Source organism: Micromonospora chokoriensis (assembly GCF_000718555.1).
Classification (GTDB): domain Bacteria; phylum Actinomycetota; class Actinomycetes; order Mycobacteriales; family Micromonosporaceae; genus Micromonospora; species Micromonospora chokoriensis_B.
The window spans coordinates 209,166-236,078 of the sequence record NZ_JOAN01000003.1; the positions used below are offsets into that span (position 1 = coordinate 209,166).

At 72.1% G+C, this 26,913-nt stretch carries 25 protein-coding genes; 17 read left to right on the forward strand and 8 right to left on the reverse strand.

Annotated elements, in window-relative coordinates; genetic code table 11:
• Nucleotides 1-38: 38 nt before the first annotated feature.
• Nucleotides 39-3,938, forward strand: a complete 3,900-nt coding sequence (locus tag IF46_RS33150; RefSeq protein ID WP_051723729.1) for a kelch repeat-containing protein — start codon at nucleotides 39-41, stop codon at nucleotides 3,936-3,938.
• Between the two features lie 169 nt (nucleotides 3,939-4,107).
• Nucleotides 4,108-5,730 (forward strand): acetolactate synthase, encoded by a 1,623-nt coding sequence (locus IF46_RS0106475; RefSeq protein WP_030487363.1) that lies wholly within the window; start codon nucleotides 4,108-4,110, stop codon nucleotides 5,728-5,730.
• Nucleotides 5,731-5,793: 63 nt separating this feature from the next.
• On the opposite strand, the gene IF46_RS0106480 is transcribed toward IF46_RS0106475, so the two are convergent.
• From IF46_RS0106480 to IF46_RS0106490, 3 genes are read right to left on the reverse strand one after another with little or no spacing between them, the layout of a single operon-like run.
• Nucleotides 5,794-6,210 carry a PLD nuclease N-terminal domain-containing protein gene (locus IF46_RS0106480; protein ID WP_030487364.1) on the reverse strand — a complete coding sequence of 139 codons (417 nt, stop codon included), beginning with the start codon at nucleotides 6,208-6,210 and terminating at the stop codon, nucleotides 5,794-5,796.
• 27 nt (nucleotides 6,211-6,237) lie between these two features.
• Nucleotides 6,238-6,543, reverse strand: coding sequence for a DUF202 domain-containing protein (locus tag IF46_RS0106485; RefSeq protein ID WP_030487365.1), 306 nt, complete (start codon nucleotides 6,541-6,543; stop codon nucleotides 6,238-6,240).
• Nucleotides 6,540-6,932 (reverse strand): YidH family protein, encoded by a 393-nt coding sequence (locus IF46_RS0106490; protein WP_030487366.1) that lies wholly within the window; start codon nucleotides 6,930-6,932, stop codon nucleotides 6,540-6,542. The genes IF46_RS0106485 and IF46_RS0106490 overlap by 4 nt, the downstream gene beginning before the upstream one ends.
• Nucleotides 6,933-6,973: 41 nt before the next feature.
• Here IF46_RS0106490 and IF46_RS0106495 point away from each other — a divergent pair, with 41 nt between their 5' ends.
• From IF46_RS0106495 to IF46_RS0106510, 4 genes are all read left to right on the forward strand, one after another.
• Nucleotides 6,974-7,771, forward strand: a complete 798-nt coding sequence (locus tag IF46_RS0106495) for a GNAT family N-acetyltransferase (protein ID WP_030487367.1) — start codon at nucleotides 6,974-6,976, stop codon at nucleotides 7,769-7,771.
• On the forward strand, nucleotides 7,768-8,181 hold the full coding sequence (locus IF46_RS0106500) for a hypothetical protein (protein WP_030487368.1): 414 nt from the start codon (nucleotides 7,768-7,770) through the stop codon (nucleotides 8,179-8,181). The genes IF46_RS0106495 and IF46_RS0106500 overlap by 4 nt, the downstream gene beginning before the upstream one ends.
• A gap of 187 nt (nucleotides 8,182-8,368) precedes the next feature.
• Nucleotides 8,369-9,148 carry an electron transfer flavoprotein subunit beta/FixA family protein gene (locus IF46_RS0106505; RefSeq protein WP_030487369.1) on the forward strand — a complete coding sequence of 260 codons (780 nt, stop codon included), beginning with the start codon at nucleotides 8,369-8,371 and terminating at the stop codon, nucleotides 9,146-9,148.
• Between the two features lie 14 nt (nucleotides 9,149-9,162).
• Nucleotides 9,163-10,122, forward strand: a complete 960-nt coding sequence (locus IF46_RS0106510; protein WP_030487370.1) for an electron transfer flavoprotein subunit alpha/FixB family protein — start codon at nucleotides 9,163-9,165, stop codon at nucleotides 10,120-10,122.
• A gap of 93 nt (nucleotides 10,123-10,215) precedes the next feature.
• Here IF46_RS0106510 and IF46_RS0106515 read toward each other — a convergent pair whose 3' ends face one another.
• Entirely contained in the window at nucleotides 10,216-11,004 is a 789-nt protein-coding gene (locus IF46_RS0106515) for an anti-sigma factor (RefSeq protein ID WP_030487371.1), read from the reverse strand.
• Entirely contained in the window at nucleotides 10,958-11,560 is a 603-nt protein-coding gene (locus IF46_RS0106520; protein ID WP_030487372.1) for an RNA polymerase sigma factor, read from the reverse strand. Before IF46_RS0106520 ends, IF46_RS0106515 begins: the two co-directional genes overlap by 47 nt.
• Before the next feature lie 230 nt (nucleotides 11,561-11,790).
• Between IF46_RS0106520 and IF46_RS0106525 the strand changes: the two genes are divergently transcribed.
• From IF46_RS0106525 to IF46_RS0106555, 7 genes are all read left to right on the forward strand, one after another.
• Nucleotides 11,791-12,621 (forward strand): DUF4397 domain-containing protein, encoded by an 831-nt coding sequence (locus tag IF46_RS0106525; RefSeq protein ID WP_030487373.1) that lies wholly within the window; start codon nucleotides 11,791-11,793, stop codon nucleotides 12,619-12,621.
• Nucleotides 12,618-13,277, forward strand: a complete 660-nt coding sequence (locus IF46_RS0106530; RefSeq protein WP_030487374.1) for a class F sortase — start codon at nucleotides 12,618-12,620, stop codon at nucleotides 13,275-13,277. Before IF46_RS0106525 ends, IF46_RS0106530 begins: the two co-directional genes overlap by 4 nt.
• Before the next feature lie 91 nt (nucleotides 13,278-13,368).
• Nucleotides 13,369-14,544: a cysteine desulfurase family protein gene (locus IF46_RS0106535; RefSeq protein WP_030487375.1), complete on the forward strand. Its 1,176-nt coding sequence runs from the start codon at nucleotides 13,369-13,371 to the stop codon at nucleotides 14,542-14,544.
• A 67-nt stretch (nucleotides 14,545-14,611) separates the two neighbouring features.
• Nucleotides 14,612-15,685 carry a tRNA 2-thiouridine(34) synthase MnmA gene (gene mnmA, locus IF46_RS0106540; RefSeq protein WP_036391250.1) on the forward strand — a complete coding sequence of 358 codons (1,074 nt, stop codon included), beginning with the start codon at nucleotides 14,612-14,614 and terminating at the stop codon, nucleotides 15,683-15,685.
• A 37-nt stretch (nucleotides 15,686-15,722) separates the two neighbouring features.
• Complete coding sequence (locus IF46_RS0106545; RefSeq protein ID WP_030487377.1) at nucleotides 15,723-16,727, forward strand: methionine synthase; 1,005 nt, start codon at nucleotides 15,723-15,725, stop codon at nucleotides 16,725-16,727.
• A 36-nt stretch (nucleotides 16,728-16,763) separates the two neighbouring features.
• On the forward strand, nucleotides 16,764-17,129 hold the full coding sequence (locus tag IF46_RS0106550; RefSeq protein WP_030487378.1) for a VOC family protein: 366 nt from the start codon (nucleotides 16,764-16,766) through the stop codon (nucleotides 17,127-17,129).
• A gap of 31 nt (nucleotides 17,130-17,160) precedes the next feature.
• Nucleotides 17,161-18,171 (forward strand): ADP-ribosylglycohydrolase family protein, encoded by a 1,011-nt coding sequence (locus IF46_RS0106555; protein WP_030487379.1) that lies wholly within the window; start codon nucleotides 17,161-17,163, stop codon nucleotides 18,169-18,171.
• 87 nt (nucleotides 18,172-18,258) lie between these two features.
• On the opposite strand, the gene IF46_RS0106560 is transcribed toward IF46_RS0106555, so the two are convergent.
• Nucleotides 18,259-18,822: a type II toxin-antitoxin system PemK/MazF family toxin gene (locus IF46_RS0106560; protein WP_269638314.1), complete on the reverse strand. Its 564-nt coding sequence runs from the start codon at nucleotides 18,820-18,822 to the stop codon at nucleotides 18,259-18,261.
• Between the two features lie 209 nt (nucleotides 18,823-19,031).
• On the opposite strand from IF46_RS0106560, the gene ligA reads away from it, so the two are divergent.
• The 4 genes from ligA to gatA all read left to right on the forward strand — a co-directional run bounded on the left by ligA (nucleotide 19,032) and on the right by gatA (nucleotide 26,010).
• Complete coding sequence (gene ligA, locus IF46_RS0106565; RefSeq protein ID WP_030487381.1) at nucleotides 19,032-21,167, forward strand: NAD-dependent DNA ligase LigA; 2,136 nt, start codon at nucleotides 19,032-19,034, stop codon at nucleotides 21,165-21,167.
• A 152-nt stretch (nucleotides 21,168-21,319) separates the two neighbouring features.
• A complete protein-coding gene (locus IF46_RS0106570) occupies nucleotides 21,320-23,914 on the forward strand; it encodes a putative bifunctional diguanylate cyclase/phosphodiesterase (RefSeq protein WP_051723748.1) in 2,595 nt (864 codons plus the stop codon).
• Between the two features lie 158 nt (nucleotides 23,915-24,072).
• On the forward strand, nucleotides 24,073-24,378 hold the full coding sequence (gene gatC / locus IF46_RS0106575) for an Asp-tRNA(Asn)/Glu-tRNA(Gln) amidotransferase subunit GatC (RefSeq protein ID WP_007456314.1): 306 nt from the start codon (nucleotides 24,073-24,075) through the stop codon (nucleotides 24,376-24,378).
• Nucleotides 24,379-24,534: 156 nt separating this feature from the next.
• The gene (gene gatA, locus IF46_RS0106580; protein WP_030487383.1) at nucleotides 24,535-26,010 is read left to right on the forward strand and encodes an Asp-tRNA(Asn)/Glu-tRNA(Gln) amidotransferase subunit GatA; all 1,476 of its coding nucleotides are present in this window, start codon (nucleotides 24,535-24,537) and stop codon (nucleotides 26,008-26,010) included.
• Nucleotides 26,011-26,086: 76 nt separating this feature from the next.
• Here gatA and IF46_RS0106585 read toward each other — a convergent pair whose 3' ends face one another.
• Nucleotides 26,087-26,641: a hypothetical protein gene (locus tag IF46_RS0106585; protein ID WP_030487384.1), complete on the reverse strand. Its 555-nt coding sequence runs from the start codon at nucleotides 26,639-26,641 to the stop codon at nucleotides 26,087-26,089.
• Nucleotides 26,638-26,853: a hypothetical protein gene (locus tag IF46_RS0106590; protein WP_030487385.1), complete on the reverse strand. Its 216-nt coding sequence runs from the start codon at nucleotides 26,851-26,853 to the stop codon at nucleotides 26,638-26,640. The genes IF46_RS0106585 and IF46_RS0106590 overlap by 4 nt, the downstream gene beginning before the upstream one ends.
• Nucleotides 26,854-26,913 lie beyond the last annotated feature (60 nt).

The following is a 26,913-nucleotide window of genomic DNA, read 5'->3' on the forward strand; positions in this document are numbered from 1 at the left end:
GAGCCGTGTCCATGATTCTTCTGACGAGGAGTAACTGGATGGTCGAGCGCTTACGCCGGAGACGGACCCAGCGGGTCCTTCTGCGCGGGCTGGTCGCCGCGGTCACACTGTCGCTGCTGGCCACCGGCCCGCTGCCCGTCACCGCGGCGCAGGCGGCCCCGGTGCCCAGCCCGTCTCCCTCCGCTGACTGGGACGCGCGGCGGTACACGCCCGCGGGCTGCAACACCGCCTCCGCCGCCGAGGCCGGCAAGGACGGCCCCTGGGCCCGCTGCTTCGCCGTCAGTCTCTCCAGCCAGGACAGCCAGCGACGCCTGAAGACGACGTCCCCGCCGCCGGGAGCGTTGGGGCCGGCCGACATCAAGTCCGCCTACAAGCTGCCCTCGGGCGGCGCCGGCCAGACCGTGGCCATCGTCGGCGCGTTCGGTTACGCCGCCGCCGAGGCCGACCTCGCGGTGTTCCGCGCCCACTACGGACTGCCGCCCTGCACCACCGCGAACGGCTGCTTCCGGAAGGTGGATCAGAACGGCGGGACGAACTACCCGATCGAGGACGAGGGCTGGTCGATCGAGGCCGCTCTGGACCTGGATGCCGTCTCGTCGGCCTGCCCGAAGTGCAACATCCTGCTCGTCCAGGCCGACGACAACGGAGGGGAGAACCTCGGCCGTGCCGTCGACACCGCGGTCCGGCTCGGCGCGGTCGCCGTCTCCAACTCGTACGGCGTCCCCGGTGAGAAGCCGTACCAGAGCTACTTCGCGGCCCACTACGACCACCCGGGCGTCGTCATCACGGTGTCCAGCGGCGACATCGGCAACGTGCAGAGCTACCCGGCGACCCACCCGAAGGTGCTGTCGGTCGGCGGCACCCAGCTGACCCGGAACCGCTCCTCGGCCCGTGGCTGGTCGGAGACCGCGTGGACATCGGCGGGCAGCGGCTGCTCCCTCTACGAGGCGAAGCCGGCGTACCAGGCCGACATCGACACGCGCTGCGATGACAAGCGCGCCAGCGCCGACATCTCCGCCACGGCCGCGCCAGAGTCCGGCCTGGCCGTCTACAACACCCTCGGCCAGGAGGGCTGGGCCCAGTGGGGCGGAACGTCACTGGCCGCCCCGCTCGTCGCGGCGATGTCCGCGCTGGCCGGCGATCCGCTACCCGGGACGTACCCGGTGACCTACCCGTACCGCAAGGACAAGGCCGCCGGTCTCTTCGACATCACCCAGGGCTCGAACGGGTACTGCGGCGACCTGCGGTGCGAGGCCGGCTTCGGCTGGGACGGTCCCACCGGCCTGGGCAGCCCCAACGGGGTCTCCGCGCTCACCCTCGGCCCGGCCGGCGAGATCGTCGGAACGGTGACGAGCGGCAAGAACTCGTACGGCAAGCCGGAGGGCCCGCTCGCCGGCGTCTCCGTCACCGTCACCGACTCGACCGGCGCGACGTACGACGCGGTGACCGACGAGCAGGGCCGCTACCGCCTGTTCGCCCCGGTCGGCACGTACGACGTGGTGGCCACCGAGTTCGGCTACCAGGCACCACAGCCGGCCAAGGTCACCGTTGTCGCCAAGACGAGCGTGACCAATAACCTCACGATGACCGCGATGCAGACCCGGCGCGTCACCGGTGTCGTCACCGACGCCTCCGGGCACGGCTGGCCGATCTACGCCAAGGTCTCTATCGACGGCTACCCGGGCGACGCGGTCTTCACCGACCCGTACACCGGCCGGTACGACGTGGATCTGCCGATCGGCGACTACGCGCTGCACGTCTCCCCGGTGCAGATGCCGGGGTACGTCACCAGCACGGTGTCCGCCGCAGTCGGTCCCGAGGCCAACGGGGGGTCGAGCGAGATCCGGAAGAACGTGAAGCTCGCCATCGACGCCTCGACCTGTTCGGCGCCCGGGTACGCCTGGAAGTACCAGGGCCTCAGCTCCGACTTCGCCGGCTGGGCGAGTGGGCCGAAGGACGGCTGGCGGGTCACCGACGAGTCCGGTGCCGGCCAGACCTGGCGCTTCGACGACCGCGGCAAGCAGGGCAACCTGACCGGCGGTCAGGGTGAGTTCGCCGTCATCAATACCTGGGAGCAGTCCGGCGACCTCAACTCGGCCCTGGTCACGCCGTCGATGGATCTGCGCGGCATCACCAACCCGGTGATCGGTTTCGACACTGACTTCCCTTCCTCCAACTTCGGTGTGCAGAAGGGGTTCGTCGAGCTGAGCCTGGACAACGGGGCGACCTGGAAGGAGGCGTTCCGCCTCCCGGACGTCGACGTACGCGGGCACCTGGAGATCCCGGTCCCGCAGGCGGCGGGGAAGTCCGGGGTGCAGGCGCGGTTCCGCTACGAGGGCTCCGCCTCCTACTGGTGGCAGCTGGACAACGCCTTCGTCGGTAGGCGGACGTGTGCCGCCGTGCCGGGCGGGATCATCGCCGGGCAGATCCGGGACGACAACACGGGCGGGGCGCTCGTCGGTGCCACCGTCTCGGCCGGCACCGACGTGACGGCGAAGGCCACCAGCCTGGACACGGCCGACGACCCGGCGCTCGGCGACGGCTTCTACTGGCTCTTCGCCGAGGGTGACGGCCAGGTGCCGATGACCGTGACCGGTCTGCGGTACGCCGACGCCACCGGCAAACTGAAGGTCAAGAGCGACCGCGTCGTACAGCGGGACTGGCTGCTGGAGAGCGGGCGGCTGACCGTCGACGAGTCGGCGCTGTCCTTCTCGGCCAAGCCAGGTCGCTCCGCCACCGGCGACATCCGGCTCACCAACGACGGCGAGCAGCCGATGACGGTCCGGCTGGTCGAGCAGGACCGCGGTTACACAAGCGACGCGAAGCTCGTCGCCGCCCGCTCGGCGCAGTCGCCGTCGCAGCAGGCGGGGGACGGCAGCGCGTGGGTGAGCATGCCCGACCTGCCGATGCGGGTGGCCGACAACGTGGTCGCCGACAACGACGGCACGGTGTACTCGGTGGGCGGCCTCAGCTACGAGTACACCCTGCGAGAGGGGTGGGTCTTCGACCCGCAGGCCCGGACTTGGAACCGGATCGCCGACCTGCCCGAGCCGCGCGGCGGTGCCGTAGGCGGCTTCGTCGACGGCAAGCTCTACGTGACCGGCGGCACGAACACGTTGGGCGAGGTGACGAACACCACCTTCGCCTACGATCCGATGACCAACAGTTGGTCGCGCCGGGCGAACCTGCCCGTGGGGCTCTACAGCGGCGCGGCGGTGTCGCTCGACGGCAAGCTGTATGTGGTCTCCGGCTGCGAGGATGCGCGCTGCGGCCCGCCCTCGCAGCGGGTGTACCGCTACGACCCCGACGTCGACCGGTGGACCCCGCTGGCCGACTACCCCCAGGGCGCGGCCTTCCTCTCCTGCGGTGCGATCGGCGACGGGCTGATGTGCGCGGGTGGCTACCTACCGGTCCAGCGGGATTCGACCATGGCGGCGTACCGCTACTTCCCCGAGTCGAACAGTTGGGTGCCGACGACCGGCCTGCCGGCGTCGAACTACGGCATGACGTCCGTCAGCGTCAACGGCAAGCTGCGGCTGATGGGCGGCAAGACCGGCAACGGGGTCTCGGCCCAGGTGTGGGAGTTCGACGCGGCGACCGGGCTCTGGTCGCGGCTGCTGGACCTTCCCCAGCCCAGCATGCGGGGCGGTGCCGCCTGCGGCACCTTCCAGGTCGCGGGTCTGGACAAGGTCGAAGACCTGTCCGCGGCCGCGTACCAACTGCCGGGGGCCGAGTCCTGCATCCGCGGCACCGACGTGTCGTGGCTGTCGGCTAACAAGACCGAGGTGACCATCCCGGCGGGCCGGACCGTCACCGTCCGGGTGTCGGCCGCCGTTGCCGCCGTCGCCGGGCACGGTGAGTACGCGGCCCGGCTGGCGTTCGAGACGGACACCCCGTACCGGACCGAGCCGGTGTCGGTGGTGCTGAAGACGCGCTGACACCCTCAGCGCTGTACCGACCGAGCCCGCCCGGTGGACGACCCCACCGGGCGGGCTCGGCCGTTTCGGCGGCGCTGACCTGGACGACCGCCGTGAGTCGGGGCCACGGTCCGGGCGGCAGGTGACTGGCCGGTAACCTGTGATCCCGGCCACGGACGATGGGAGCGACATGACGGAGCGGATCGAGGGTCACGGCGGCGAGTTGGCGCTCGCGGCACTACGCGCGCACGGCGTACGGGAGATGTTCACGCTCTCCGGCGGGCACGTCTTCCCGCTCTACGACGCCGCGTACAAGACCGACTTCCCGATCTACGACGTCCGGCACGAGCAGTCCGCGGTCTTCGCCGCCGAGGCGGTGGCCAAGTTGCAGCGCCGCCCCGGCCTCGCCGTGCTCACCGCCGGGCCCGGTGTCACCAACGGCATCTCCGGTCTGACCAGCGCGTTCTTCAACGCCTCCCCGGTGCTGGTGCTCGGCGGCCGGGCGCCCGCGTTCCGCTGGGGCTCCGGCAGCCTCCAGGAGATGGACCACCTGCCGCTTGTCGCCCCGGTCACCAAGCACGCCGAGACGGTGTTCAGCACCGACGACATCCCGCGCGCGGTGGGTGCCGCGCTCAACGCCGCGCTCACTCCGCACCGTGGCCCGGCCTTCCTCGACTTTCCGTTGGAGACGGTCTTCTCGGTCGCCGAGACCGACCTGCCCGCCGTGACCGGCGTCGACCCGATCGCGCCGGATCCGGAGGAGGTCGGTCGCGCCGCGATGCTCATCGCCGGGGCGCAGCGACCGGTCATCATCGCCGGCTCCGACGTGTACGCGGGCGACGCGGTCGCCGCCCTGCGCGAGGCCGCCGAGGCGCTACAGGTGCCGGTCTTCACCAACGGCATGGGTCGCGGCTCGCTCCCGCCGACGCACCCGCTCGCGTTCGCCAAGGCCCGCCGGGCCGCGCTCTCCGGCGCCGACGTGGTCGTGGTGGTGGGCACCCCGCTGGACTTCCGGCTCAGCTTCGGTGACTTCGGTGACGCCAAGGTGGTGCACATCGTCGACGCGCCCAGCCAGCGGGCGACGCACGTGCAGCCGGCCGCCGCCCCCGCCGGCGACCTGCGCCTGATCCTCTCCGCGCTGGCCGACCACTCCGGCGACCGGGCCGACCACGCCGACTGGATCGCCGACCTGCGCGTCGCCGAAGACGCGGCGAAGGCGCGCGACGCCGCGGAGATGGCCGCCGAGACCGACCCGATCCGCCCGGCCCGGATCTACGGCGAGCTGCGTCGGGTGCTGGCCCCGGACGCGATCACCATCGGCGACGGCGGCGACTTCGTGTCGTACGCCGGGCGGTACCTGGAGCCGGCGCAGCCGGGCACCTGGTTGGACCCGGGCCCGTACGGCTGCCTGGGCACCGGCATGGGTTACGCGATGGGCGCCCGGGTCAGTCACCCGGACCGGCAGATCTGCGTGCTGATGGGCGACGGCGCGGCCGGCTTCTCGCTGATGGATGTCGAGTCGCTGGTCCGTCAGAAGCTGCCGGTGGTGATCGTGGTCGGCAACAACGGCATCTGGGGGCTGGAGAAGCACCCGATGCGTGCCATGTACGGCTACGACGTGGCCGCCGACCTGCAGCCGGAGCTGCGCTACGACACGGTGGTCAGCGCGCTCGGCGGAGCGGGGGAGACGGTCGCCAAGGCAGCCGATCTTGGCCCGGCGCTGCAGCGCGCGTTCGACTCCGGAGTGCCGTACCTGGTGAACGTGCTCACCGACCCGACCGACGCGTACCCCCGGTCGTCGAACCTGGCCTGAGTCGCAGCTGTCGCCGCCGTCGCCCTGCCCGGGCGGCGGCGGCGCGTTCACACCTCGGCGCGTTCACACCTCGGGGCGGTCACCCTCGCGCGGCGGCTCGCCGTCGCGGCGGCGCAGGTCGTCCTCGCGTCGACGCAGGTCTTCTTCCCAGCGGCGGAACAGCTCCTGGTCCTGCTGCTGGGCGCGCTCCTGCACGGAGCGGAGGAACTCCGGGTCGTCGTCGGGGGCGACCGGCCGGGGGCGCTGCCGCTCGGTGGTGCCGATCCCGCCCGGCCAGCCCTTGCGGGCACCCGGGTTGGGCTCCCGGCCGGCGACGAACCAGGCGATCGAGCCGACCAGCGGGAAGAACAAGATGATCAGCACCCAGGCGATCCGGGGGAGGGCGCGGATCTGACCCTCCTCGGCGGAGAGGCAGCTGATCAGCGCGCAGACGGCGAGGACAATCTGCACCAGGAAGAGGAGAACGTACAGCCGGGCCATCCACCCATCATGGCGCACCGATGCGCGTCACCACAGTCCGCGGATCACCAGCAGCACTCCCAGTAACGCAAGCGCCACGGTGCCCACCGTGGCCAGGGGCAGTGTCCGCCCGCCGGTGCGGGCCGGACCGGTGCCGGTGCCGCGTGGCCAACAGAGCACCAGCAGGGCGCCCCACACCAGCACGATGACACCGGCGATCAGCGCCCCGGTCGGGTCGCCGGTCGACGCCAGCCGGACGGCGAGCGCGGTCACCACGGTCACCGTGAGCAGGGTGCGCCGCCAGGCCAGCCGGGTGCGTTCCGGTTGTAGCCCCGGGTCGCGTCCGCTGCTCACCGCCCGCCGATCGCCCGCAGCAGGACAGCGACCACCAGCAGCACCGCCCCCGCGCCGACGGCGAGGGCGAGGATGGCGGGGAACCGGGACGCGGGCAGCTCCCGACCGAGCCGGATGGCCCGCTCGGTACGGGCCCAGTGGTCCACTGCGCGGATCGCCACCGCCGCGCCGAGCAGCAGCAGCGCCACCGCGATCACCTCCCGCAGGTGGCTCATCGGCAGCGGCGGCAGGAACTGCGCGGCGGCCAACCCGCCGCCGACCAGCGCCAACCCGGTGCGTAGCCAGGCGAGGAAGGTCCGTTCGTTGGCCAGCGAGAAGCGGTAGTCGGGCCGTTCGCCGACCGAGCCCGACTCGGCCGGGTCGAACCACCGCCTGATCGTCTTCCACACGGTGTCGATTATTCGCTTCCCTCCCCACTTAGCCTGGGCCGGTGACTGATCTCGACGCAATGACGCTGCGTGCCGCCTATGACAACCAGATCCGCCCGGAGATCCCCGACCCGATCCCGGCCGGGGTGACCGTGGAGCGGGACGGGCCGCTGGTCCGCATCATCGGGCTCGACGCCGGTGGTTTCCTGACCTATCGCGACCTGGGCGGGTTGACCGGGGACGCGCTGGACGAGCTGATCGCCCGGCAGGTGCGCTACTTCCGCGAGCGCGGCATGTCGGTCGAGTGGAAGCTCAACGAACACGACGAGCCGGCTGACCTCGCGGACCGCCTGCGCGCCGCCGGCTTCGTACCGGAGGACCGGGAGACCGTCGTGGTCGGGCCGGTCGCGCCGCTGGCCGCCGCGCTGCCTGTGGTTCCCGAGGGGGTACGCCTGCGTGAGGTGACCTCCCGGGCCGACCTGGAGCGGATCGCCGCCATGGAGGAGGAGGTCTGGCAGGAGGACCGCTCGCACCTCGTGTGGGGTCTGGCCAAGGAGATCGACGCCGACCCAAACTCGATCACCGTGGTGGTGGCCGAGGTGGACGGGGTGGTGGTGAGCGCCGGCTGGGTGCGGTTCCTGGCGAACACCGGCTTCGCCACGCTCTGGGGTGGCTCGACGCTGGCGCAGTGGCGGCGCAAGGGCATCTACCGGGCGTTGGTCAACTACCGGGCCCGGCTGGCCGAGCAGCGGGGTCGCACGCTCATCCAGGTCGACTGCTCCGAGGACAGCCGGCCGATCCTCCAGCGACTCGGCCTCGTCGCGGTCACCACGACCACCCCGTACGTCTACACTCCGTGATCATGGAGCAGCGGTTGACGGACGAGGAGCGGCTGACCCTCAAGACCGGTGCCTTCGGCGCGGTCTTCCTGGTCTCCAACGCCGACCCGGGCGTCCTGGGGGTGATCCGGGAGAGCATCGCCGCGTCCGGCGCGCTCGCCGATGCCAGTGGCACGGTCAAGGAGGCGCTGACCACCGGCCCGCTGCCGAGCCTGCCCCGAGACTCGCAGTTGGAGATCGAGTCGGTGGTGCTGCCGGCGCTGGGGCAGGCGGTGCGGATCCTGCGGGAGAAGTCGCCGCAGGAGGTGGAGGCGTACCGCTCGCTGGTGTTGGCCGCCGCGGACCGGGTGGCCCGGGCGCACGACGGGGTGGCCCCCGTCGAGGCGGCAGCCATCGACCAGATCCGGGTCGCGCTGGCCGAGCCGGCCTGACCGTCCGCGCGTCGGTGAGCTGTGTCACTCTGAGTGCCGCAGGAGCGCAACCTACTGGCAGGTAACATTGCGCCGTGGGCAACTGCACAACAGCCCACGGTTGACCTGGCGTCGACCTACGGGTGACGCTGCGCCCCAGACCGGGCGAGCGAATCGCAACACCACACAGGAGGGTCGTCGAAGCGCGATGAACATCGTCGTACTCGTCAAGCAGGTGCCTGATTCGGGCGCGGACCGCAACCTGCGCAATGACGACAACACCGTCGACCGTGGTTCGGCGAACAACGTGATCAACGAGATGGACGAGTACGCCATCGAGGAGGCCCTCAAGATCAAGGAGGCCCACGGCGGCGAGGTCACCATCCTGACCATGGGTCCGGACCGGGCGACCGAGTCGATCCGCAAGGCGCTCTCCATGGGCCCGGACAAGGCCGTGCACGTGCTGGACGACGCCCTGCACGGCTCCTGCGCCGTGGCCACCTCCAAGGTGCTCGCCGCCGCTCTCGGTCAGCTCGGTGCCGACCTGGTCATCTGCGGCGCCGAGTCCACCGACGGCCGCGTCCAGGTCATGCCGCACATGATCGCCGAGCGGCTGGGCGTCGCGGCGCTCACCGGTGCCCGCAAGCTCACCGTCGATGGCGCGACGCTTACCGTCGAGCGGCAGACCGAGGAGGGCTACGAGGTCGTCACCGCCTCCACCCCGGCCGTGGTCTCCGTCTGGGACACGATCAACGAGCCGCGCTACCCCTCCTTCAAGGGCATCATGGCCGCCAAGAAGAAGCCGGTGCAGACGCTCTCGCTTGCCGCTCTCGGCGTCGCGTCCGACGAGGTGGGCTTCGACGGTGCCACCAGCGCCGTCGTCGAGCACACCAAGCGCCCGCCGCGCTCCGGCGGCGCCAAGATCACTGATGAGGGCGAGGGCGGCGTCAAGCTGGTCGAGTTCCTCGCCACCGAGAAGTTCGTGTGAGAGGGGGATCTGACATGTCTGAGGTTCTCGTCGTCGTCGAAGCCACCAAGGAATTCGGCGTCAAGAAGGTCACCCTGGAAATGCTCACCCTCGCGCGTGAGCTGGGCACCCCGAGCGCGGTGGTGCTCGGCGGCACCGGCGCAGCCGAGGCCCTGAGCGGCAAGCTGGGCGAGTACGGCGCGGAGAAGATCTACGCCGCCGAGGGTGACGAGATCGACGGCTACCTGGTGGCCCCCAAGGCGACCGTGCTGGCCGAGTTGGTCAAGCGGGTGCAGCCGGCCGCCGTGCTGCTCGCCTCGGCCCAGGAGGGCAAGGAGATCGCCGCCCGGCTCGCCGTCAAGCTCGACAACGGCATCCTGACCGACGTGGTCGGCCTGGACGCCGACGGCACCGCGACGCAGGTCGCCTTCGCCGGCTCCACCATCGTCAAGTCCAAGGTCACCAAGGGCCTGCCGCTGGTCACCGTCCGGCCCAACTCCGTCACCCCCGCCCCGGCGGCGGCCGCCCCGGCGATCGAGCAGCTCAGCGTGTCGGTCACCGACACCGACAAGCTGGCCAAGGTCGTCGAGCGGGTCGCCGAGCAGAAGGGCTCCCGCCCCGAGCTGACCGAGGCCGGCGTGGTCGTCTCTGGCGGCCGGGGCGTCGGCAACGCCGACAACTTCAAGCTGGTCGAGGAGCTGGCCGACCTGCTCGGCGGCGCGGTTGGCGCGTCCCGGGCGGCCGTCGACTCCGGCTTCTACCCGCACCAGTTCCAGGTGGGCCAGACCGGTAAGACGGTCTCCCCGCAGCTCTACGTCGCGCTCGGCATCTCCGGTGCCATCCAGCACCGGGCCGGCATGCAGACCTCGAAGACCATCGTCGCGGTCAACAAGGACGGCGAAGCGCCGATCTTCGAGCTGGCCGACTTCGGCGTGGTGGGCGACCTGTTCAAGGTCGTTCCGCAGGCCGCCGAGGAGATCCGCAAGCGCAAGTGACCCTGCGACAGCACGGTGGCCGCCCGTTTCCCGGGCGGCCACTGCCGTGTGGGGAGCTGACCGGCGGGCCGGGGAGCTGAACCGGCCCGCCGATCAGCCCGTCAGGGTGCCCCGCAGCAGGCTGTCACCGGAGTGGCTGGTGTTGTTGTCGTACTGCTCGGCGGAGACGTCGACCACCGAGTAGCTCTTGAGATCGACATTCGGGGGTAGGGGCAGCAGGGCGTCTGGACCACCCCCCAGGGTGCCGACCGAGAACATCTTCATCGTCGTCGGATTGATGAGCCAGACCTCGTAGTACCCCGGGACGCTCGGGAGATTCGCCACATGCAGATGTAGTTGGCCGTCCTGGAGAACCCGGGCGTCACCCGTGGCGGCCGGCGGCGTCGACCCGTACGCCGCCAGCGGGGCGCTCGCCACCACCACCGGCGTCGTCGGGGTGGGGGTCGGGTCGTCCGGTCGGAGCACGGAGACGGTGCCCAGCACACCGACCGCCGCAGCGGCGGCCGCGGTCGCCGCGGTGGCCACCCAACGGGACCAACCACGACCCCGGCGGGACCGGCGCGTCGGGTCCAGTCGGGTAACCGTCGACTCGACGGCCGTTCCCGGGGCCTGCCCGGGCACCCGGGGTCGACGGGCCTCGGTCCGCGTCGACCCGGCCGACGCGGCTCTGACCTGGGCTTCGATGCCCTGCCAGACGTGCTGCGGCGGGTCGGGAAGGCCGGCCAGGTCCTGCGTCTCGGTGCCGAGCCCCACCACCTGCTGGAGGGTCGAAAGCTCCGTGCGGCAGCGCGCGCAGGTGCCGAGGTGGGTGCGCTCCCCGTTGTCCGCCTCGCTCTCACCGAGCGCCAGAAAGACCAGCCGGTCGTGGTCCAGGTGCTGCACCGTCCACCTCCCATCTGCGTTTCAAGCTCGCCATGCCGCGCCGGATGTGACTCTTCACGGTGCCCAGCGGCACTCCGGTCACCGTGGCGATCTGCTGGTGTGTCAGGTCGTCGTAGAAGGCCAACTCCAGCATGCGTCGCTGGTCGTCGGGGAGCCGAGCCAGCTCGTCGGCGATCACCAACCGGTCCACCACGCGGTCCGGGTCCGGGTCGGCCGGCGCAGGCTCGGGCAGCTGTCGAACCGTCTCCACCACCCGGGTCTCCCGGGCCGAGGCGCGCATCCGGTCGATCACCTTCCGCCGGCCGATGCCGAGCAGCCAACCGATCAGCGACCCCTTGGCCGGGTCGAACGTGTCACGGCCCAGCCAGGCGGCGACGAACGTCGCCTGGGTGACGTCCTCGGCGTCGCTGCGGTTGGCCAGCATGGACGTGGCCAGGTGGAGCACGGCACGACCATAGCGGTCGTACGCCTCGCGGAGCGCCACGTCGTCGCCGGCCTGGAACCGGCGGTCGAGGTCGTCCACTGCAGGGTCCGGTTCCTGTCGTGAGGCCGTCATCGGGCGGCTCGCCTTCGATGGGGCATGCCCGACTGTAGCTGCCACAGCCCTCGCCCCACTCCTCCGGTCGATGTCATCTCAGCAGCTCTTCGCCCCCTGGGCCCGCTTTGGATGCAGTCGGAGCCGGAAAAGAAAAGCGCCGCCAACTCGCATCCAGCCGTCCGAGAGTCGGCGTAACCCGTTCTGCAAGCCAGGCCTGACGAATCAGCACCAACTATCAGGAGGCAGACATGCAGCTCTCGTACTTCCGTCGGGTCGCCGCAGGCGGCGCGGTCGCCGCGCTGGCCTTCGCTGGCGTCGGCGCGTTCACCGCCACCCCCGCGTACGCCGCCACGTCGAAGGTCTCCGTCGTGCACGGCATCCCGGACACCCCGGTCGACGTCTACGTCAACGGCAAGAAGACGCTGGAGAACTTCAAGCCCGGCGACGTCGCCGGCCCGCTGAACCTGGAGGAGGGCGACTACGACATCGCGCTCACCAAGCCCGGCGAGCCGATCGGCAGCGCGATCCTCAAGGCCGACAACGCGGCGGTGCCCGGCGGGGCGAACATCAGCATCGCGGCGCACCTCGACGCCGCCGGCCAGCCGAAGATCACGCCGTTCGTGAACGACGTCTCGAAGGTCGCTGCCGGTAAGGCCCGGCTGATCGTCCGGCACACCGCCGCCGCCCCGGCGGTCGACGTACGCGCCGGTGGCACCCCGGTCTTCGAAGGCCTCACCAACCCCAACGAGGCCAAGGGCGACGTCGACGCGGGAAACGTGAAGGCGGACGTGGTGCTGGCCGGCACCGACACCGTGGCCATCGGCCCGGCGGACCTCAACCTCAAGGAGGGCACCGCCACGATCGTCTACGCGATCGGCTCCGCCGAGGGCAAGACCCTCGACGTGGTGGCCCAGACCATCACCGGCCTGCACTCCGCCCCGGGCGGCGTGCCCAGCGGTGACGGTGGTCAGGCCGGCACGGGCGTGGGCACCTGGTGGTACGTGCTCACCGGTGCCGGCGTACTCCTGCTGCTCGGTGGTGGGGTGCGGATGGCGACCGCACGGACCGGCCGCAAGTGACGGTGCGCAATCGCGGCGCGCTGGCGGCCCTGGCCGCCGGCGTTGCCGCGCTCACCGTCGCCGCCCTGCTGGCGTGCGCCGCCCAGCCGGCGAGGACCGTGGGTGCCGCCCAGGCGAGCGCGCTGGCCAGCGCCCCGCCGACCGCTACCGCCAGCGGCGACCCGTCCGTGCCGGTGACCGCCGGTGAGCTGCCCTCCAGCGCGGAGACCATCCCGCCGGTACGGCTGCTGATCCCGGCGATCGACGTCACCGCCACCGTCGACGCGGTCGGCATCAACGAGCGGACGAACGAGTTCGAGGTGCCGCCGAGCGTCGATGAGATCGGCTGGTACCGCTACGGCCCCGGCCTTGAGGCGGATGCCGGCTCGGTGGTCGTCGCCGGTCACGTGGACAGCGCCGAGCAGGGTAGGGGTGCGTTCTTCCGGCTGCGAGAGCTGGACCAGGGTGACACGGTGACCGTGACCGGCAGCGACGGCGCGGCCCGGCGCTACCGGGTGGTCGCCCGGGAGGAGTACGCCAAGACCAAGATCCCGCTGGACCGGTACTTCGCCCGCGACGGCAAGCCGCGGCTGACTCTGATCACCTGTGGCGGGCCGTTCGACGCCAAGGCGCGCAAATACCGCGACAACATCGTCGTCACCGCGGTGCCCGCCTGACCGGGCCCGGGGTGGGAGTTCCATCCCGGCCGTTGGGTGGAGTCCCCTCCGGCATCCGGCCCCCAAGGTGTCGGCCGTACGCTGAACGGTGATGGCTTACCTGGATCACGCGGCAACGACTCCGATGCTCGACGAGGCACTGGAGGCGTACGTCGCTACCGCCCGCGAGGTCGGCAACGCGTCCTCCCTGCACGCGTCGGGCCGCCGTGCCCGCCGCCGGGTCGAAGAGTCACGCGAGCAGGTGGCCGCCGTGCTGGGCGCCCGGCCCTCCGAGGTGATCTTCACCGGTGGCGGCACGGAGAGCGACAACCTGGCCGTCAAGGGCATCTTCTGGGCCCGCCGGGGAGCCGGCCCCGACCGCCGCCGGGTGGTCTCCAGCGCCGTCGAGCACCACGCGGTGCTGGACGCGGTCGACTGGCTGGCCCAGCACGAGGGCGCCGAGGTCGGCTGGCTGCCGGTGGACGCCGCCGGTCGACTCGACCCGCAGGTGCTCCGTGCCGAGTTGACCGCCCACGCCGACCGGGTGGCCGTGGTCACCGCGATGTGGGCGAACAACGAGGTGGGCACCGTCCAGCCGGTGGCCGAGCTGGCCGCCGTCGCCGCCGAACACGGCGTGCCGTTCCACACCGACGCCATCCAGGCGGTCGGTCAGGTGCCCGTCGACTTCGCCGCCAGCGGGGTCTCCGCGCTGACCATCACCGGGCACAAGCTGGGTGGTCCCACCGGGGTAGGCGCGCTGCTGCTCGCCCGGGACGTGGCGGCCACGCCGCTGCTGCACGGCGGCGGCCAGGAACGCGACATCCGCTCCGGCACCCTGGACACCGCCGGCATCGTCGCCTTCGCGGTCGCCGTCGAGAGGGCCGTGAAGGGCCAGCAGGAGTACGCGGCCCGGGTGGCCGCGCTCCGCGACGACCTGGTCGAGCGGGTCCGTCAGGCGGTGCCCGAGGTGATCTACAACGGCGCCCCGACCGACCGGCTGCCCGGCAATGCGCACTTCTCCTTCCCCGGCTGCGAGGGCGACGCTCTGCTGCTCCTGCTCGACGCCCAGGGGATCGCCTGCTCGACCGGCTCCGCCTGCTCGGCCGGCGTGGCTCAGCCCTCACACGTGCTGCTCGCGATGGGCGCCGACGACGACCGCGCTCGATCCTCGCTGCGCTTCTCGCTGGGCCACACGAGCACCCAGGCCGACGTCGACGCCCTCATCGCGGCCCTCCCGGCGGCGGTAGACCGAGCCCGCCGGGCCGCCGCCCTCCGCACCCCCCGCTGAGCAGGGTTCGGGGGTTTTCGGAGCTGGTGGATAGGGTTGCTGTGCGGACGGTGAAGGGAGTCGGTCGGTGAGGGTTCTGGCGGCGATGTCGGGCGGGGTTGACTCGGCCGTGGCGGCGGCTCGCGCGGTGGCGGCCGGGCATGACGTGACCGGCGTGCACCTGGCGCTGGCCCGCAACCCACAGACCTATCGGACCGGAGCGCGCGGCTGCTGCACCCTGGAGGATTCCCGGGACGCCCGCCGGGCCGCCGACGTGATCGGCATCCCGTTCTACGTCTGGGACATGGCCGACCGCTTCCACGAGGACGTGGTCGACGACTTCGTCGCCGAATACGCCGCCGGCCGTACGCCGAACCCCTGCCTGCGCTGCAACGAGAAGATCAAGTTCGCGGCGGTGCTGGACCGGGCGGTGGCCCTGGGCTTCGACGCGGTGGTGACCGGGCACCATGCCCGGCTCGGCGCGGACGGGCTGCTGCGGCGCAGTGTCGACCTGGCAAAGGACCAGTCGTACGTGCTGGCCGTGCTCACCCGCGAGCAACTGGACCGGTCGATCTTCCCGCTCGGTGACTTGACCAAGGCGCAGGTCCGCGCCGAGGCCGCCGAGCGTGGCCTGGCGGTGGCCGACAAACCGGACTCGCACGACATCTGCTTCATCGCCGACGGTGACACCCGTGGCTTCCTGGCCGGCCGGCTCGGCGAGGCGCCCGGCGACGTGGTCGACGCGAGCACCGGCGCGGTGGTCGGCAGTCACAGCGGCGCGTACGCGTACACCGTGGGGCAGCGTCGCGGGCTGCACCTGGACCGGCCCGCCCCGGACGGGCGGCCACGCTACGTGCTCTCCATCACGCCGAAGACCAACACGGTGACGGTCGGCCCGGCCGAGGCGCTCGACGTGTCCGACGTGCGTGCCGTACGCCCCGTCTGGACCGGCGGCGCACGTCCGGACGCGCCGGTCGAGTGCGAGGTGCAGCTGCGCGCGCACGGCGACGTGGTGCCGGCGACCGTCGCCCTCGACGGTGACCAGCTGCACGCCGAGCTGCGCCGACCGGTACGCGGTGTCGCCGCCGGCCAGGCCCTGGTGGCGTACCGACCGGACCCGGCCGGCGACGTGGTCCTCGGCTCGGCGACCATCACCGGCTGACCGCACGGCCCGGGTGTACGCGGGATAGCCTTCGGCCGTGACAGATCAGGCGTGGCCCTGGCCGGCCGGCGCGGCAACCGGAATTGGTTCGCTGCCCGGCACCGACATCGGCGAGGCTCAGCGGGTGGTCCTCGGTGAGCTTCCCGAGCTGCCCCACCTACCCGAGTTGCCGGCGCGCGGTCCTGGCGCGGACATGATCGGCCGCTCCGCCGGGCTGCTCGTCGAGCTGCCCGTCGAGGTGTACGCGGGGCGGTGGCAAGTCGCCCCACGCCCGGGCCGCGACCTTCGCCGGGCCCGGGACCTGATGGAACGAGACCTGGACCAGCTCGCCGAGCAGGCCGAGGGGTACGCCGGGCCGATCAAGGTGCAGGCCGCCGGCCCACTCACGCTCGCCGCCTCCCTGGAGCTGCCGATCGGTGGCCGTCTGCTGCGCGATCCCGGCGCGGTCCGCGACCTGACCGGCTCCCTCGCCGAGGGGCTGCGCGCGCACGTCGCGGCGGTGGCCCGGCGGCTGCCCCAGGCGTCGGTGCTGCTGCAACTGGACGAACCGTCCCTGCCGACCGTGCTGGCCGGGCGGGTGCCGACCGAGAGTGGCCTGGGCGCGTACCGGGCGGTCGATTCGGTGGATGCGGCCGCCCTGCTGCGCACTGTCGTCGAGGCGGTAGGCGTGCCGACGGTGGTGCACTGCTGCGCTCCGGACGTGCCGCTGGAGCTGATCCGCTCCACCGGCGCCGTCGCGGTCGCCCTCGACCTGGACCTGGTGACCAAGCTGGACCCGCTGGGCGAGGCGATCGACGCCGGCCTCGGGTTGCTGGCCGGGGCCGCGCCGACCCAGCCGCCGTCGGCCGGTAACGCGCCGACCTCCGCGCAGATCGCTGATCGGGTACGCCAGCTCTGGGACCGCCTCGGCTTTCCCCGTCGGCAGCTCGCCGAGCAGGTGGTGGTCACTCCGGCCTGCGGCCTCGCCGGCGCGACCCCGCAGTACGCCCGGGCGGTGCTCGCCGCGTGCCGGGACGCGGGACGGCGATTCGCCGAGGACTGAGGTTTCCTGTCGTACCCGCTGGGCAGGATGACGGTCATGATTGGACAGCTGCGTTCAGTGGTGATCGATTGCCCGGATCCCCGGGCATTGGCGGGGTTCTACGCCGAGCTGCTCGGCGTGCCTATCGCCGAGGGCGAGACGGAGTCCGACTGGGTGGTGCTGGGCGGTCCGCCCGGCCACCAGCCGCGTCTGGCCTTCCAGCAGGCGCCCGACCTGCGGCCACCGGCCTGGCCGGACCCGGAGCGTCCACAGCAGTTCCACCTGGATGTGACGGTGGACGACATCGAGGCCGCCGAGAAGGCAGTGCTCGCGCTCGGCGCTCGGCGGCTGCCGGGTGAGGGCGAGGGCTTCCGGGTCTACGCCGATCCGGCCGGCCACCCGTTCTGCCTCTGCTGGGACTGACCCAGGGCATGGGTTGCGGCGGCCAGGCATCATGGCCGCCATGATCCACACTCCCGCGCTCCGCGCCTCCGGCTCGCTCTTCGGCCTCGCCTACGGTGACGCGCTGGGCAAGCCCACCGAGTTCCTGACCGTCGCCGAGATCGAGCGCCGGTACGGCCCGACCGGTCCGCGTGAGCTGTCCGGCGAGCCGGTGCTGGTCACCGACGACACCCAGATGGCACTGGCGGTGGGTTGGGCGCTGCACGAGGCGCCGTCGTTCACGCCGGAGGCGGTCCAGCCACTGCTGCGGCAGCGCTTCCTGGCCTGGGCGATCAGCCCGGACAACAACCGTGCCCCGGGGATGACCTGCCTGCGCGCCTGCGCCGAGCTGAGTCGTGGAGTGCGCTGGCAGGAGGCGAGCGTCGTCGACTCGAAGGGCTGCGGGGCCAACATGCGGGTCACCCCGGTCGGGTTGCTCGACGTCGACCTGGACACGCTCGCCGGGTTGGCCCAGCTCCAGGCCGGGCTGACCCACGGCCACCCGACCGGGCTGGCCGCCAGCGAACTCACCGCGTACGCGGTGTTCGCGCTGCGCGCGGGTGCCACCCTGCCGGAGCTTCCTGCGGTGCTCACCGAGCGGGCGCTGGCCCAGCGCCTGATCTACCGGGAGCGGTGGCTGGGTGACCTCTGGCAGCGCGCCGGCTCGCGTTCTCCGGAGGCGTTCATCGCCCAAGGCTGGGACGAGTGCCTGGCGGTGCTCGGCCGACTGACGAGCGCCCTCGGTCAGCCGGACGACGGCGGTGACCCGTGCCGAGTCACCGGGGAGGGCTGGGTGGCCGAGGAGGCGCTGGCCACCGCGCTGCTCTGCGCCGTACGGCACGCCGACGACCCGGTCGCGGCCCTGGCCCGAGGCGCGACCACCGCCGGTGACTCCGACTCGATCGCCGCCCTGGCCGGCGCGTTCGTCGGCGCGGCCGTCGGCATGACCGCCTGGCCCCGCGAGTGGGCCAACCGCATCGAGTACGCAGACCAGCTCGCCACGCTCGGCGCGGCCTGGGACTGATCGACTCGGCGTCTTGAAACCGGGGCATCCGGAAGCCCAGGACACCGCAGCTTTCAGGAACCCGAGTGGATCATGACCGGTTGGTGGTCAGGAGGTGGGGAGGTGGCGCAGGCTGCGGATCTTGCGCCACAGGTCGGCGTCGCAGCGGCCGGCGTGGTCGGCGAAGGCGGCCGAGGTGAGGCGGATCGGCTCGGTCAGGCTGAGGTAGCTGTCGTGCTCCGCGCCGGGGTCCCAGTCCCGGGTGGGAATCCGTACGTGGTCGTCCCGGTTGCTCTTGTCCTGACTGGTGATCTTCAGGACGTCGGCGCCTCGGGAGTCGGCGCGCAGCACCAGACAAGGGCGCACCTTCGACCCGCTGCCGTCGGCGTACGGCACGTCGGCCCACCAGATCTCGCCGGGCTGCGGGGTGGCGCGCGAGCGGGGTTTGGCAGATGGCCGATCGGTGCCGCGTGGCTTCGGCGCCGTGGGACGGCGGCCGCCGGTGCCACCCCGACCCGGCCGAGTGCCCGGCCGGCCTGCACGCCGGTTGGCGACCCGGTGTCGCCAGCTGTTCCACGCCCAGCCAGCGGCCACCGTCAGCAGGATCGCCACCGCCCAGAGCAGCGCCTCGGGCATCCGTACCTCCGCCTCCCGGCGACCCGCCGGTCGCACCGTCGCGGCGATCCTCGCACGCCGCCGCCCGTGCCGCCCGCCAACCACACCGGGGCTGCCCCGCCGCCCCGAGCCACCCCACGGTCAAGGTGGGCGGGTGAGGGGGACGTCGCTCCTGGCGCGGGCGGGCGGCGGATTGTCTCACCGGCCCGATACGGTGCCGGAGTAGCGTGATCAGGGAGGTCGCAGGCGTGTCCGAAGGTAGCGGTGTGTCCGAGGAACAGATCGGTCAGCAGGTCAGCCCGGCGCAGGAGGCGGCGGCCGGGGCTGAGCCGACGCCGCAGGCCCGGGAGCGGCATGCCACGCTCAGCCAGGAGTTGACCGAGCACCAATACCGCTACTACGTGTTGGACACGCCGACCATCCCCGACGCCGACTTCGACCGGCAGTTGCGCGAGCTGGAGGCGTTGGAGGCGGAGTTCCCGGCGCTACGGACGCCCGATTCGCCGACCCAGCGGGTGGGTGGCTCGTTCTCCACCGACTTCACCCCGGTCGCCCATGCCGAACGAATGCTCTCGCTCGACAACGCCTTCGCCGACGAGGAGTTGGCGGCCTGGGCCGAGCGGGTCGAACGGGACGCCGGCGGCCCGGTGCCCTACCTGTGCGAGCTGAAGGTCGACGGTCTGGCGATCAACCTGACCTACGAGAACGGCCGACTGGTCCGGGCCGCCACCCGGGGCGACGGGCGCACCGGTGAGGACGTCACCGCCAACGTGCGCAGCATCCGGGACGTGCCCAGCCAGCTCACCCCGTCCGCCGACTTCCCGGACATTCCCGAGTTGGTGGAGGTCCGGGGCGAGATCTACTTCCCGGTCGCCGCGTTCGCCGATCTCAACGCGGGTCTGGTGGAGCAGGGCAAGGCGCCCTTCGCCAACCCCCGCAATGCCGCAGCGGGCAGCCTTCGGCAGAAGGATCCGCGGGTCACCGCCTCCCGGCCCCTGCGCCTGGTGGTGCACGGCATCGGCGCCCGGCGTGGGTTCCAGCCCACCGCGCAGTCCGAGTCGTACGCGGCGATCAGGTCCTGGGGGTTGCCGACCAGCGACCGGTGGCGGGTCGTTCCGGACCTGGCCGGCGTGGCGGAATACATCGCCTACTACGCCAAGCACCGACACGACGTCGAGCACGAGATCGACGGCGTGGTGGTCAAGGTCGATCCGGTCTCCATCCAGGGTCGGCTCGGGTCGACAAGTCGTGCCCCGCGCTGGGCGATCGCCTTCAAGTACCCGCCGGAGGAGGTCACCACCAAGCTGCTCGACATCGAGGTCGGGGTGGGGCGCACGGGGCGAGTCACCCCGTTCGCGGTGCTGGAGCCGGTGCACGTGGCGGGCTCGACGGTCGCCCAGGCCACTCTGCACAACGCCCGCGAGGTGGAACGCAAGGGCGTGTTGATCGGCGACACGGTGGTGCTGCGCAAGGCCGGTGACGTGATCCCCGAGGTGCTCGGCCCGGTGGTCGACCTGCGTCCCGCCGACGCGCGTCCGTTCGTGATGCCCACCACCTGCCCGTCCTGCGGCACGCCACTGGCCCCGGCCAAGGAGAGCGACGTCGACATCCGCTGCCCCAACGCGCGGACCTGCCCGGGACAGATCCGCGAGCGGGTCTTCTACCTGGCGAGCCGCAGGGTGCTCGACATTGAGGCGCTCGGTATGAAGAGTGCCGCCGCGCTGCTGGATGGGCAGATCATCACCAATGAGGGCGACCTGTTCCAGCTCGACGCAGGGCAACTCGCCGCCTCACCGTTCTTCGTCAACAAGGACGGCACCCTCGGCAGCAACGCGGCCAAGTTGCTGGACAATCTCGCGGTCGCCCGGGAGCGCGAGCTGTGGCGGGTGCTGGTGGCGCTCTCCATCCGGCACGTCGGCCCGACCGCAGCCCAGGCCCTCGCCCGGCACTTCCGCTCGATGGACGCCATCGACGCGGCCACCGAGGAGGAGCTGTCCTCCGTCGACGGGGTCGGGCCGACAATCGCCGCCAGCATCCGGGAGTGGTTCGCGGTGGACTGGCACCGCGAGGTGGTCCGCAAGTGGGCCGAGGCCGGCGTACGGATGGCCGAGGAGGCGGTCGACGAGGGGCCGCGCCCGCTGGAGGGGCTGACAGTGGTGGTGACCGGCACGCTCGCCGGTTTCTCGCGCGACCAGGCCGCCGAGGCCGTGCAGAGCCGGGGTGGCAAGGTCAGCGGGTCGGTCTCCAAGAAGACGAGCTTCGTGGTCGTGGGGGACAACCCCGGGTCCAAGGCCGACAAGGCGATCAGCCTCAAGGTGCCGGTGCTCGACGAGGCCGGGTTCCGGGTCCTGCTCGACGCCGGTCCGGACGCCGCACGCGAGGTCGCCCAAGCGGCCGGCTGACCGCGGAGGCGGCGCGGCGACTGGCCGCGTATACCAACTTAATTACGACTACGACCGATTCGTGACTGTCATACCGGGAAACTGGGGGCCGAGGGCGTTTCATTGGGTCACGGCGTGCGCACCGGCACGCCGATAGCCGGTCGGGAGGTGTGGTGGAGGTCGCCGACCCACGCAACTCGCTTCCTGCGGGACGGGTCGCACCGTTCGCCGCCTTCGTCGCCGGCATCCTGGTGGTCGCCGCGCTGACCGCCGCCGTTCCACTCGCGAGGCTCCCCGACGAGCTGTCCCAGCTGCCGGTGGCGTTCTGGACGATGGCCGCGCTCGCCGTGATCTGCGACGCGCGCCCGTTCGTGCCACCGGGGCGGCGGCAGACGTCCGCGGTGTTCCCGTCCACCTGCTTCACCTTCGCGATCCTGCTCGGCTGGGGGCTCGGCCCGGCGGTGGTGGTGCAGGCGGTGGGGGTGGTCGTCTCAGGCTGGCGGATGCGGCACGCCCCGTGGCGCACGGCGTTCAACGTCGGCCAGTACGCGTGCGCCCTCGCGGCCGCGTACGGGGTGATTCAGCTCGGGTCGGGCACCATCTTCTCCGGCGGGCGGTTGCACTGGACCGACGTGGCCGCCGTCGGCGGTGCCGCGCTGGCCTGGTTCGTCGTCAACTACGGGTTGGTCAGCTGGGCGGTGCGGCTGCGTTTCGGCGACCGGTGGTGGCCCACCCTCCGCCAAGGGCTCGGCTTCGAGTTGCTCTCCACCGGCTCACTGCTGCTGCTCGCCCCGGTGCTGGTCGCCGCGGCGCGGGTCAGCGCCGCGCTGATCCCGCTGGTGCTGGTGCCGCTCTTCGCCGTCTACCGGATGGCGCGGTTGACAAACGAACAGGAGCACCTCGCCGCCGCCGACCCGCTGACCGGGTTGCCCAACCGCAAGGCCCTGCTGGCCGAGGTTGCCGAGCAGGTGCACCTGCATGCCGACCGGACTGCCCGGGGCGAACCCGACGGGCAGTTGGCGCTGCTGCTGATCGACCTGGACCGCTTCAAGAACGTCAACGACGCCCTTGGGCACGCCGTGGGCGACCGGCTGCTGGTCGAGGTCAGCGCTCGGCTCACCGACGTGCAGCCCCGACCGCAGATGATCGCCCGGCTCGGCGGCGACGAGTTCGCCATCGTGATGACCGGGCTGACCGACGTCGGTCAGGCCCGGGAGCTGGCCGACCAGGTGGTGGAGGCGCTGGCCGAGCCGGTGCCGCTCGACGGACTGCCGCTGGACGTGGGCGGGTCGATCGGGATCGCCCTCTTCCCCGAGCACGGCGAGGACTTCGCCACCCTCATGCGCCACGCCGACGTGGCGATGTACGACGCCAAGCACCGCAACGACACCGTCGCCGTGTACGCCCCCGAGTCCGACCACAACTCCGCCGAGCGACTCGGCCTCCTCGCCGACCTGCGCCGCGTGCTGGAAGCCAGCCCATCGGCCGAGGTGCCCATCGAGAACGAGTCGGGCCAGGCCGGCGGGGCGCTCGACGTACCCCTTGCCGCGTCGGCGGAGGTGCGCGGCGGTGACGGGGCGGCGCTGGCCGCTGTTGCCCCGGCCGAGCCCGCTCTGCCCAGCGCCTCGCCGGCCGAGGCGGTGCCACTCGCTGACCCGGCACTGACGTCGCCGGGCGGTGGCCGGTGGTGGGCACGCCGTCGACGCGCCGACGCCGAGCGGGTGCACGCCGACGAGCTGATCAACCGGATCGCCACCGGAGCCGACCCGATCCGGGGCCGTAGCGCCCGTGCCACGGTCGCCGGCGCTCGGCCCGGCCCGGCCCGGGAGCGGCGTGCCGGGAGCGGAACCGGCCGACGTTCCTCGAACGGGAGCGCGGTGGGCAACGGCGGCGCCGGGGCACGGCGGGACGTCGGCCCGGGTACGCCGAGGCACTCACTCGAACCGACCGGGTGGGCGCACCCGGACGCTGAGCTGGCCGACGACGCCGGGGAAATCACCATGTACTACCAGCCGCAGATCGCCATCGCGACCGGCGAGGTGGTCGGCGTCGAGGCCCTGCTGCGGTGGCGGCATCCCCGGCGGGGCATGGTCGACCCGGAGGAGCTCATCCGGGTCGCCGAGCAGAGCGCAGTGATGCGACTGCTCACCCGTCGGGTCGTCGACGACGTGGTGGAGCAGCTCGCCAAGTGGTCGGCGGCCGGCATCGGCCTGCGCGCGGCGCTGAACGTGAGCGTGCGCGACCTGCACACCGGCGAGATCGCCGACCAGATCGCCGACCGGCTGGCCCGGTACGGGGTGCCGGCCGAGCGGCTGCAGGTCGAGATCACCGAAGGCGCGCTGATGGCTGACCCGCGCCGGGTGCTGGCCACCATCTCCCGGCTGCACCGGATCGGGGTGGCCATCGCGTTGGACGACTTCGGCACCGGTTACTCCTCTCTCCAGCACCTGCGCCGGCTGCCGCTGTCCGAGGTGAAGGTGGACCGGTCGTTCGTGCTCGGCATGGCAGACGACGCCGACGACGCGGCGATCGTCCGGTCGATGATCGAGCTGGCCGGTGCCCTGGGGCTGCGGGTGGTCGCCGAGGGTGTCGAGGACGAGCGGACCTGGCGGATGCTGCACGCCGCCGGCTGCGATGCCGCTCAGGGCTGGTTCTACGCTCGGCCCATGCCGGCCGAGGAGTTGGTTACCTGGCTGGCCCGGTACCGGCCGGTCCGCCCGACCGGCGGGCCCCCACAGCCGGATGTCGCTCGCCGCCCCACCCGCTGACCCACCCGCCCGACACGGCACGAGGGCCGGCGGAGGGGGAGTCGAGGACGCGGCACCGGAGCGGAACAATAGACTCGCTGCGGTCACCGCGCGTCACGCTCCACCCGCCGCGCGGCCGGCACACCGCCCGACCAGCAGGAATTCAGAAGGGGGCACGGATGGCCGCCATCTCCCGCGAGGAGGTCGCGCACCTGGCGCGCCTGTCGCGGCTCGCCGTCACCGAGGAGGAGCTGGACACGTTCGCCGGCCAGCTCGACGTGATCCTCCAGGCGGTCGCCCAGGTCGGCGAGGTCGCCGCCGCGGACATCCCGCCGACGTCGCACTCGGTGCCGCTGACCAACATCTTCCGCGAGGACGTCGTCACTCCGTGTCTGACCCCGCAGGAAGCGCTGTCGGGCGCGCCCGACGCCGAGGACCAGCGGTTCCGCGTACCGCGGATCCTGACCGAGGATGTGGCCTCATGAGCGAGCGCCAGCGAGCGAATCAGGATTGCAGCGCCGTGGTGCCTCATGGCGTCATGGAGCGAAGCGGAGTGACGGCATGAGCGAGCGCCAGCGAGCGAATCAGGATTGCAGCGCCGTGGTGCCTCATGGCGTCATGGAGCGAAGCGGAGTGACGGCATGAGCGATCTGATCAAGATGACTGCGACGGAGATCGCGGCCCTGGTCGCGGGGGGCGAGACCTCCGCCGTCGAGGTGACCCAGGCGCACCTGGACCGGATCGCCGCGGTCGACGACCGGGTGCACGCCTTCCTGCACGTCGACACCGAGGGCGCTCTCGCCGCGGCCCGCGCGGTGGACGAGCGTCGGGCCGCCGGCGAGGAGCTGGGCCCGTTGGCCGGCGTGCCGGTCGCGGTCAAGGACGTGCTCGCCACCCGGGGCGTGCCCACCACCGTGGGCTCCAAGATCCTTGAGGGCTGGCGTCCGCCGTACGACGCGACGATCGTGCAGCGGCTGCGGGAGGCCGGCACGGTGATGCTCGGCAAGACCAACATGGACGAGTTCGCGATGGGCTCCTCCACCGAATACTCGGCCTACGGCCCGACGTTCAACCCGTGGGACCTGACCCGGATCCCGGGTGGTTCGGGTGGTGGCAGCGCTGCCGCGCTGGCCGCGTACGAGGCGCCGCTGGCGATCGGCTCGGACACCGGCGGCTCGATCCGCCAGCCCGGCGCGGTCACCGGCACCGTGGGTGCGAAGCCCACCTACGGCGGCACCTCCCGCTATGGGCTGGTGGCCTTCTCCTCGTCGCTGGACACCCCCGGCCCGTGTGCCCGTACGGTGCTCGACGCGGCCCTGCTGCACCAGGTGATGGGTGGGCACGACCCGCGTGACTCCACCTCGATCCCGCAGCCGGTGCCGGACGTGGTGGCGGCGGCGAAGCTGGGCGCGACCGGTGACCTGACCGGTGTGCGGCTCGGCATCGTGAGCGAGTTCGTCGGTGAGGGCGCTGAGCCGGGCGTGATGGCCGCGTTCCGTGAGTCGGTGGACGCGCTGACCAAGATGGGCGCCGAGGTCGTGGAGATCTCCTGCCCGACGTTCGCGTACGCGCTGCCGGCGTACTACCTGATCGCCCCGAGCGAGTGCTCCTCCAACCTGGCCCGGTTCGATGGTGTCCGGTTCGGCCTGCGGGTCGGCGACGACGGCAACCGGTCGCTGGAGGAGGTCATGTCGCTGACCCGGGAGTCCGGCTTCGGTCCCGAGGTCAAGCGGCGGATCATGATCGGCACGTACGCCCTGTCGTCGGGGTACTACGACGCGTACTACGGGCAGGCGCAGAAGGTCCGGACGCTGATCACCCGGGACTTCACCGCCGCGTTCGAGCAGGTCGACGCGTTGATCTCGCCGACCACGCCGTCGGTGGCGTTCCCGATGGGCGCGCGGACCGCCGATCCGTACCAGATGTACCTGGCCGACCTGTACACGATCCCGACCAACCTGTACGGCGGGCCGGGCATCTCGGTGCCCTGCGGGCTCTCCGAGGGGCTGCCCGTGGGTCTGCAGGTGATGGCCCCGACCATGGCCGACGACCGGATGTACCGGGTCGCCGCCGCGTTGGAGTCCGCCGTCGGCACGTTCACCCCGCCGGCGCTCTAGACCGGATGTCACCGCATCGGCGCCGAGGGACATGTCCCTCGGCGCCGATCGCGCGTCTGGACGGGTTGGGCGTCGATCAGGGCTGGCTCGGCGGCCCGGTGAGGTAACGGCGGGCCTCCCGCAGGCCACGCCAGCGATACCAGGCCGCAGCCACCAGGAGCAGGATCAGCAGCATGGCCAGCACGCGGGTGAACGGGTGGGCCCCGCTCACCAGGGCCGGCAGCTGGGTGAGGACACCCGCCGCGAACACCCACAGCAGCCAGCGCTGACCGACCCGGAGTCGGGCCTCCCTGCGAGCCAGCGCGTCGAGACGAGGGTCGTCGGTGGACCCGTCGCGCAGCGCCCGCCCGATCCGCCGCCTCGTCGCCGGGTCGGCACCGGCTGTCGGGGGCGTCCGCCTGATCAGCCGGCGGCCGAGAATGAGGGCCACGACCGCGCCGACCAGCGGCGGAAACAGCATCAGCGCGAACGCCACGAGGAGGTCAGAGGTCCCGGTCTCGCCGTCGACAATCGCGGCGGTGCCCATTGCGGCGGCGCCGACCACGACGACCGCGGCGACAATGTACGTGCTGCGGTGGTGCCGCCCCTGCGTCACCTGCTCGTCCGCGACGACACGTTCCTCGGCGGTCACGGCCGCCCCCGACCCCGACGCCGTTGGTGCAGGCGCACCAGGACGTACGCGATCGCCACCGCCACCACTCCGGGCAGCGCCATGGCGAGCACCAACTCGGCTGCGCTGTCCGGGTTCCGGTCCTCCCCGGAGGCGAACCAGCTGATCAGGGTCACCACGACCGCCACCGCCCATACCGCGACCACCCCGACGAGCACCGGCCGGACCTGCATCCCTCGCTCTCTCCCCGTATTCGTCATGGTCGCTCGGTACCCCGTCGTCGACGACGCTAC

Excerpts from the sequence above, each read along its gene's own strand:
- IF46_RS33150 (WP_051723729.1), top strand. The coding sequence starts at position 39 with ATGGTCGAGCGCTTACGCCGGAGACGGACCCAGCGGGTCCTTCTGCGC.
- IF46_RS0106475 (WP_030487363.1), top strand. The coding sequence starts at position 4,108 with ATGACGGAGCGGATCGAGGGTCACGGCGGCGAGTTGGCGCTCGCGGCA.
- IF46_RS0106480 (WP_030487364.1), bottom strand. The coding sequence starts at position 6,210 with ATGGCCCGGCTGTACGTTCTCCTCTTCCTGGTGCAGATTGTCCTCGCC.
- IF46_RS0106505 (WP_030487369.1), top strand. The coding sequence starts at position 8,369 with ATGAACATCGTCGTACTCGTCAAGCAGGTGCCTGATTCGGGCGCGGAC.
- IF46_RS0106510 (WP_030487370.1), top strand. The coding sequence starts at position 9,163 with ATGTCTGAGGTTCTCGTCGTCGTCGAAGCCACCAAGGAATTCGGCGTC.
- IF46_RS0106520 (WP_030487372.1), bottom strand. The coding sequence starts at position 11,560 with ATGACGGCCTCACGACAGGAACCGGACCCTGCAGTGGACGACCTCGAC.
- IF46_RS0106525 (WP_030487373.1), top strand. The coding sequence starts at position 11,791 with ATGCAGCTCTCGTACTTCCGTCGGGTCGCCGCAGGCGGCGCGGTCGCC.
- IF46_RS0106535 (WP_030487375.1), top strand. The coding sequence starts at position 13,369 with ATGGCTTACCTGGATCACGCGGCAACGACTCCGATGCTCGACGAGGCA.
- IF46_RS0106550 (WP_030487378.1), top strand. The coding sequence starts at position 16,764 with ATGATTGGACAGCTGCGTTCAGTGGTGATCGATTGCCCGGATCCCCGG.
- IF46_RS0106555 (WP_030487379.1), top strand. The coding sequence starts at position 17,161 with ATGGCCGCCATGATCCACACTCCCGCGCTCCGCGCCTCCGGCTCGCTC.
- gatC (WP_007456314.1), top strand. The coding sequence starts at position 24,073 with ATGGCCGCCATCTCCCGCGAGGAGGTCGCGCACCTGGCGCGCCTGTCG.
- gatA (WP_030487383.1), top strand. The coding sequence starts at position 24,535 with ATGAGCGATCTGATCAAGATGACTGCGACGGAGATCGCGGCCCTGGTC.
- IF46_RS0106590 (WP_030487385.1), bottom strand. The coding sequence starts at position 26,853 with ATGCAGGTCCGGCCGGTGCTCGTCGGGGTGGTCGCGGTATGGGCGGTG.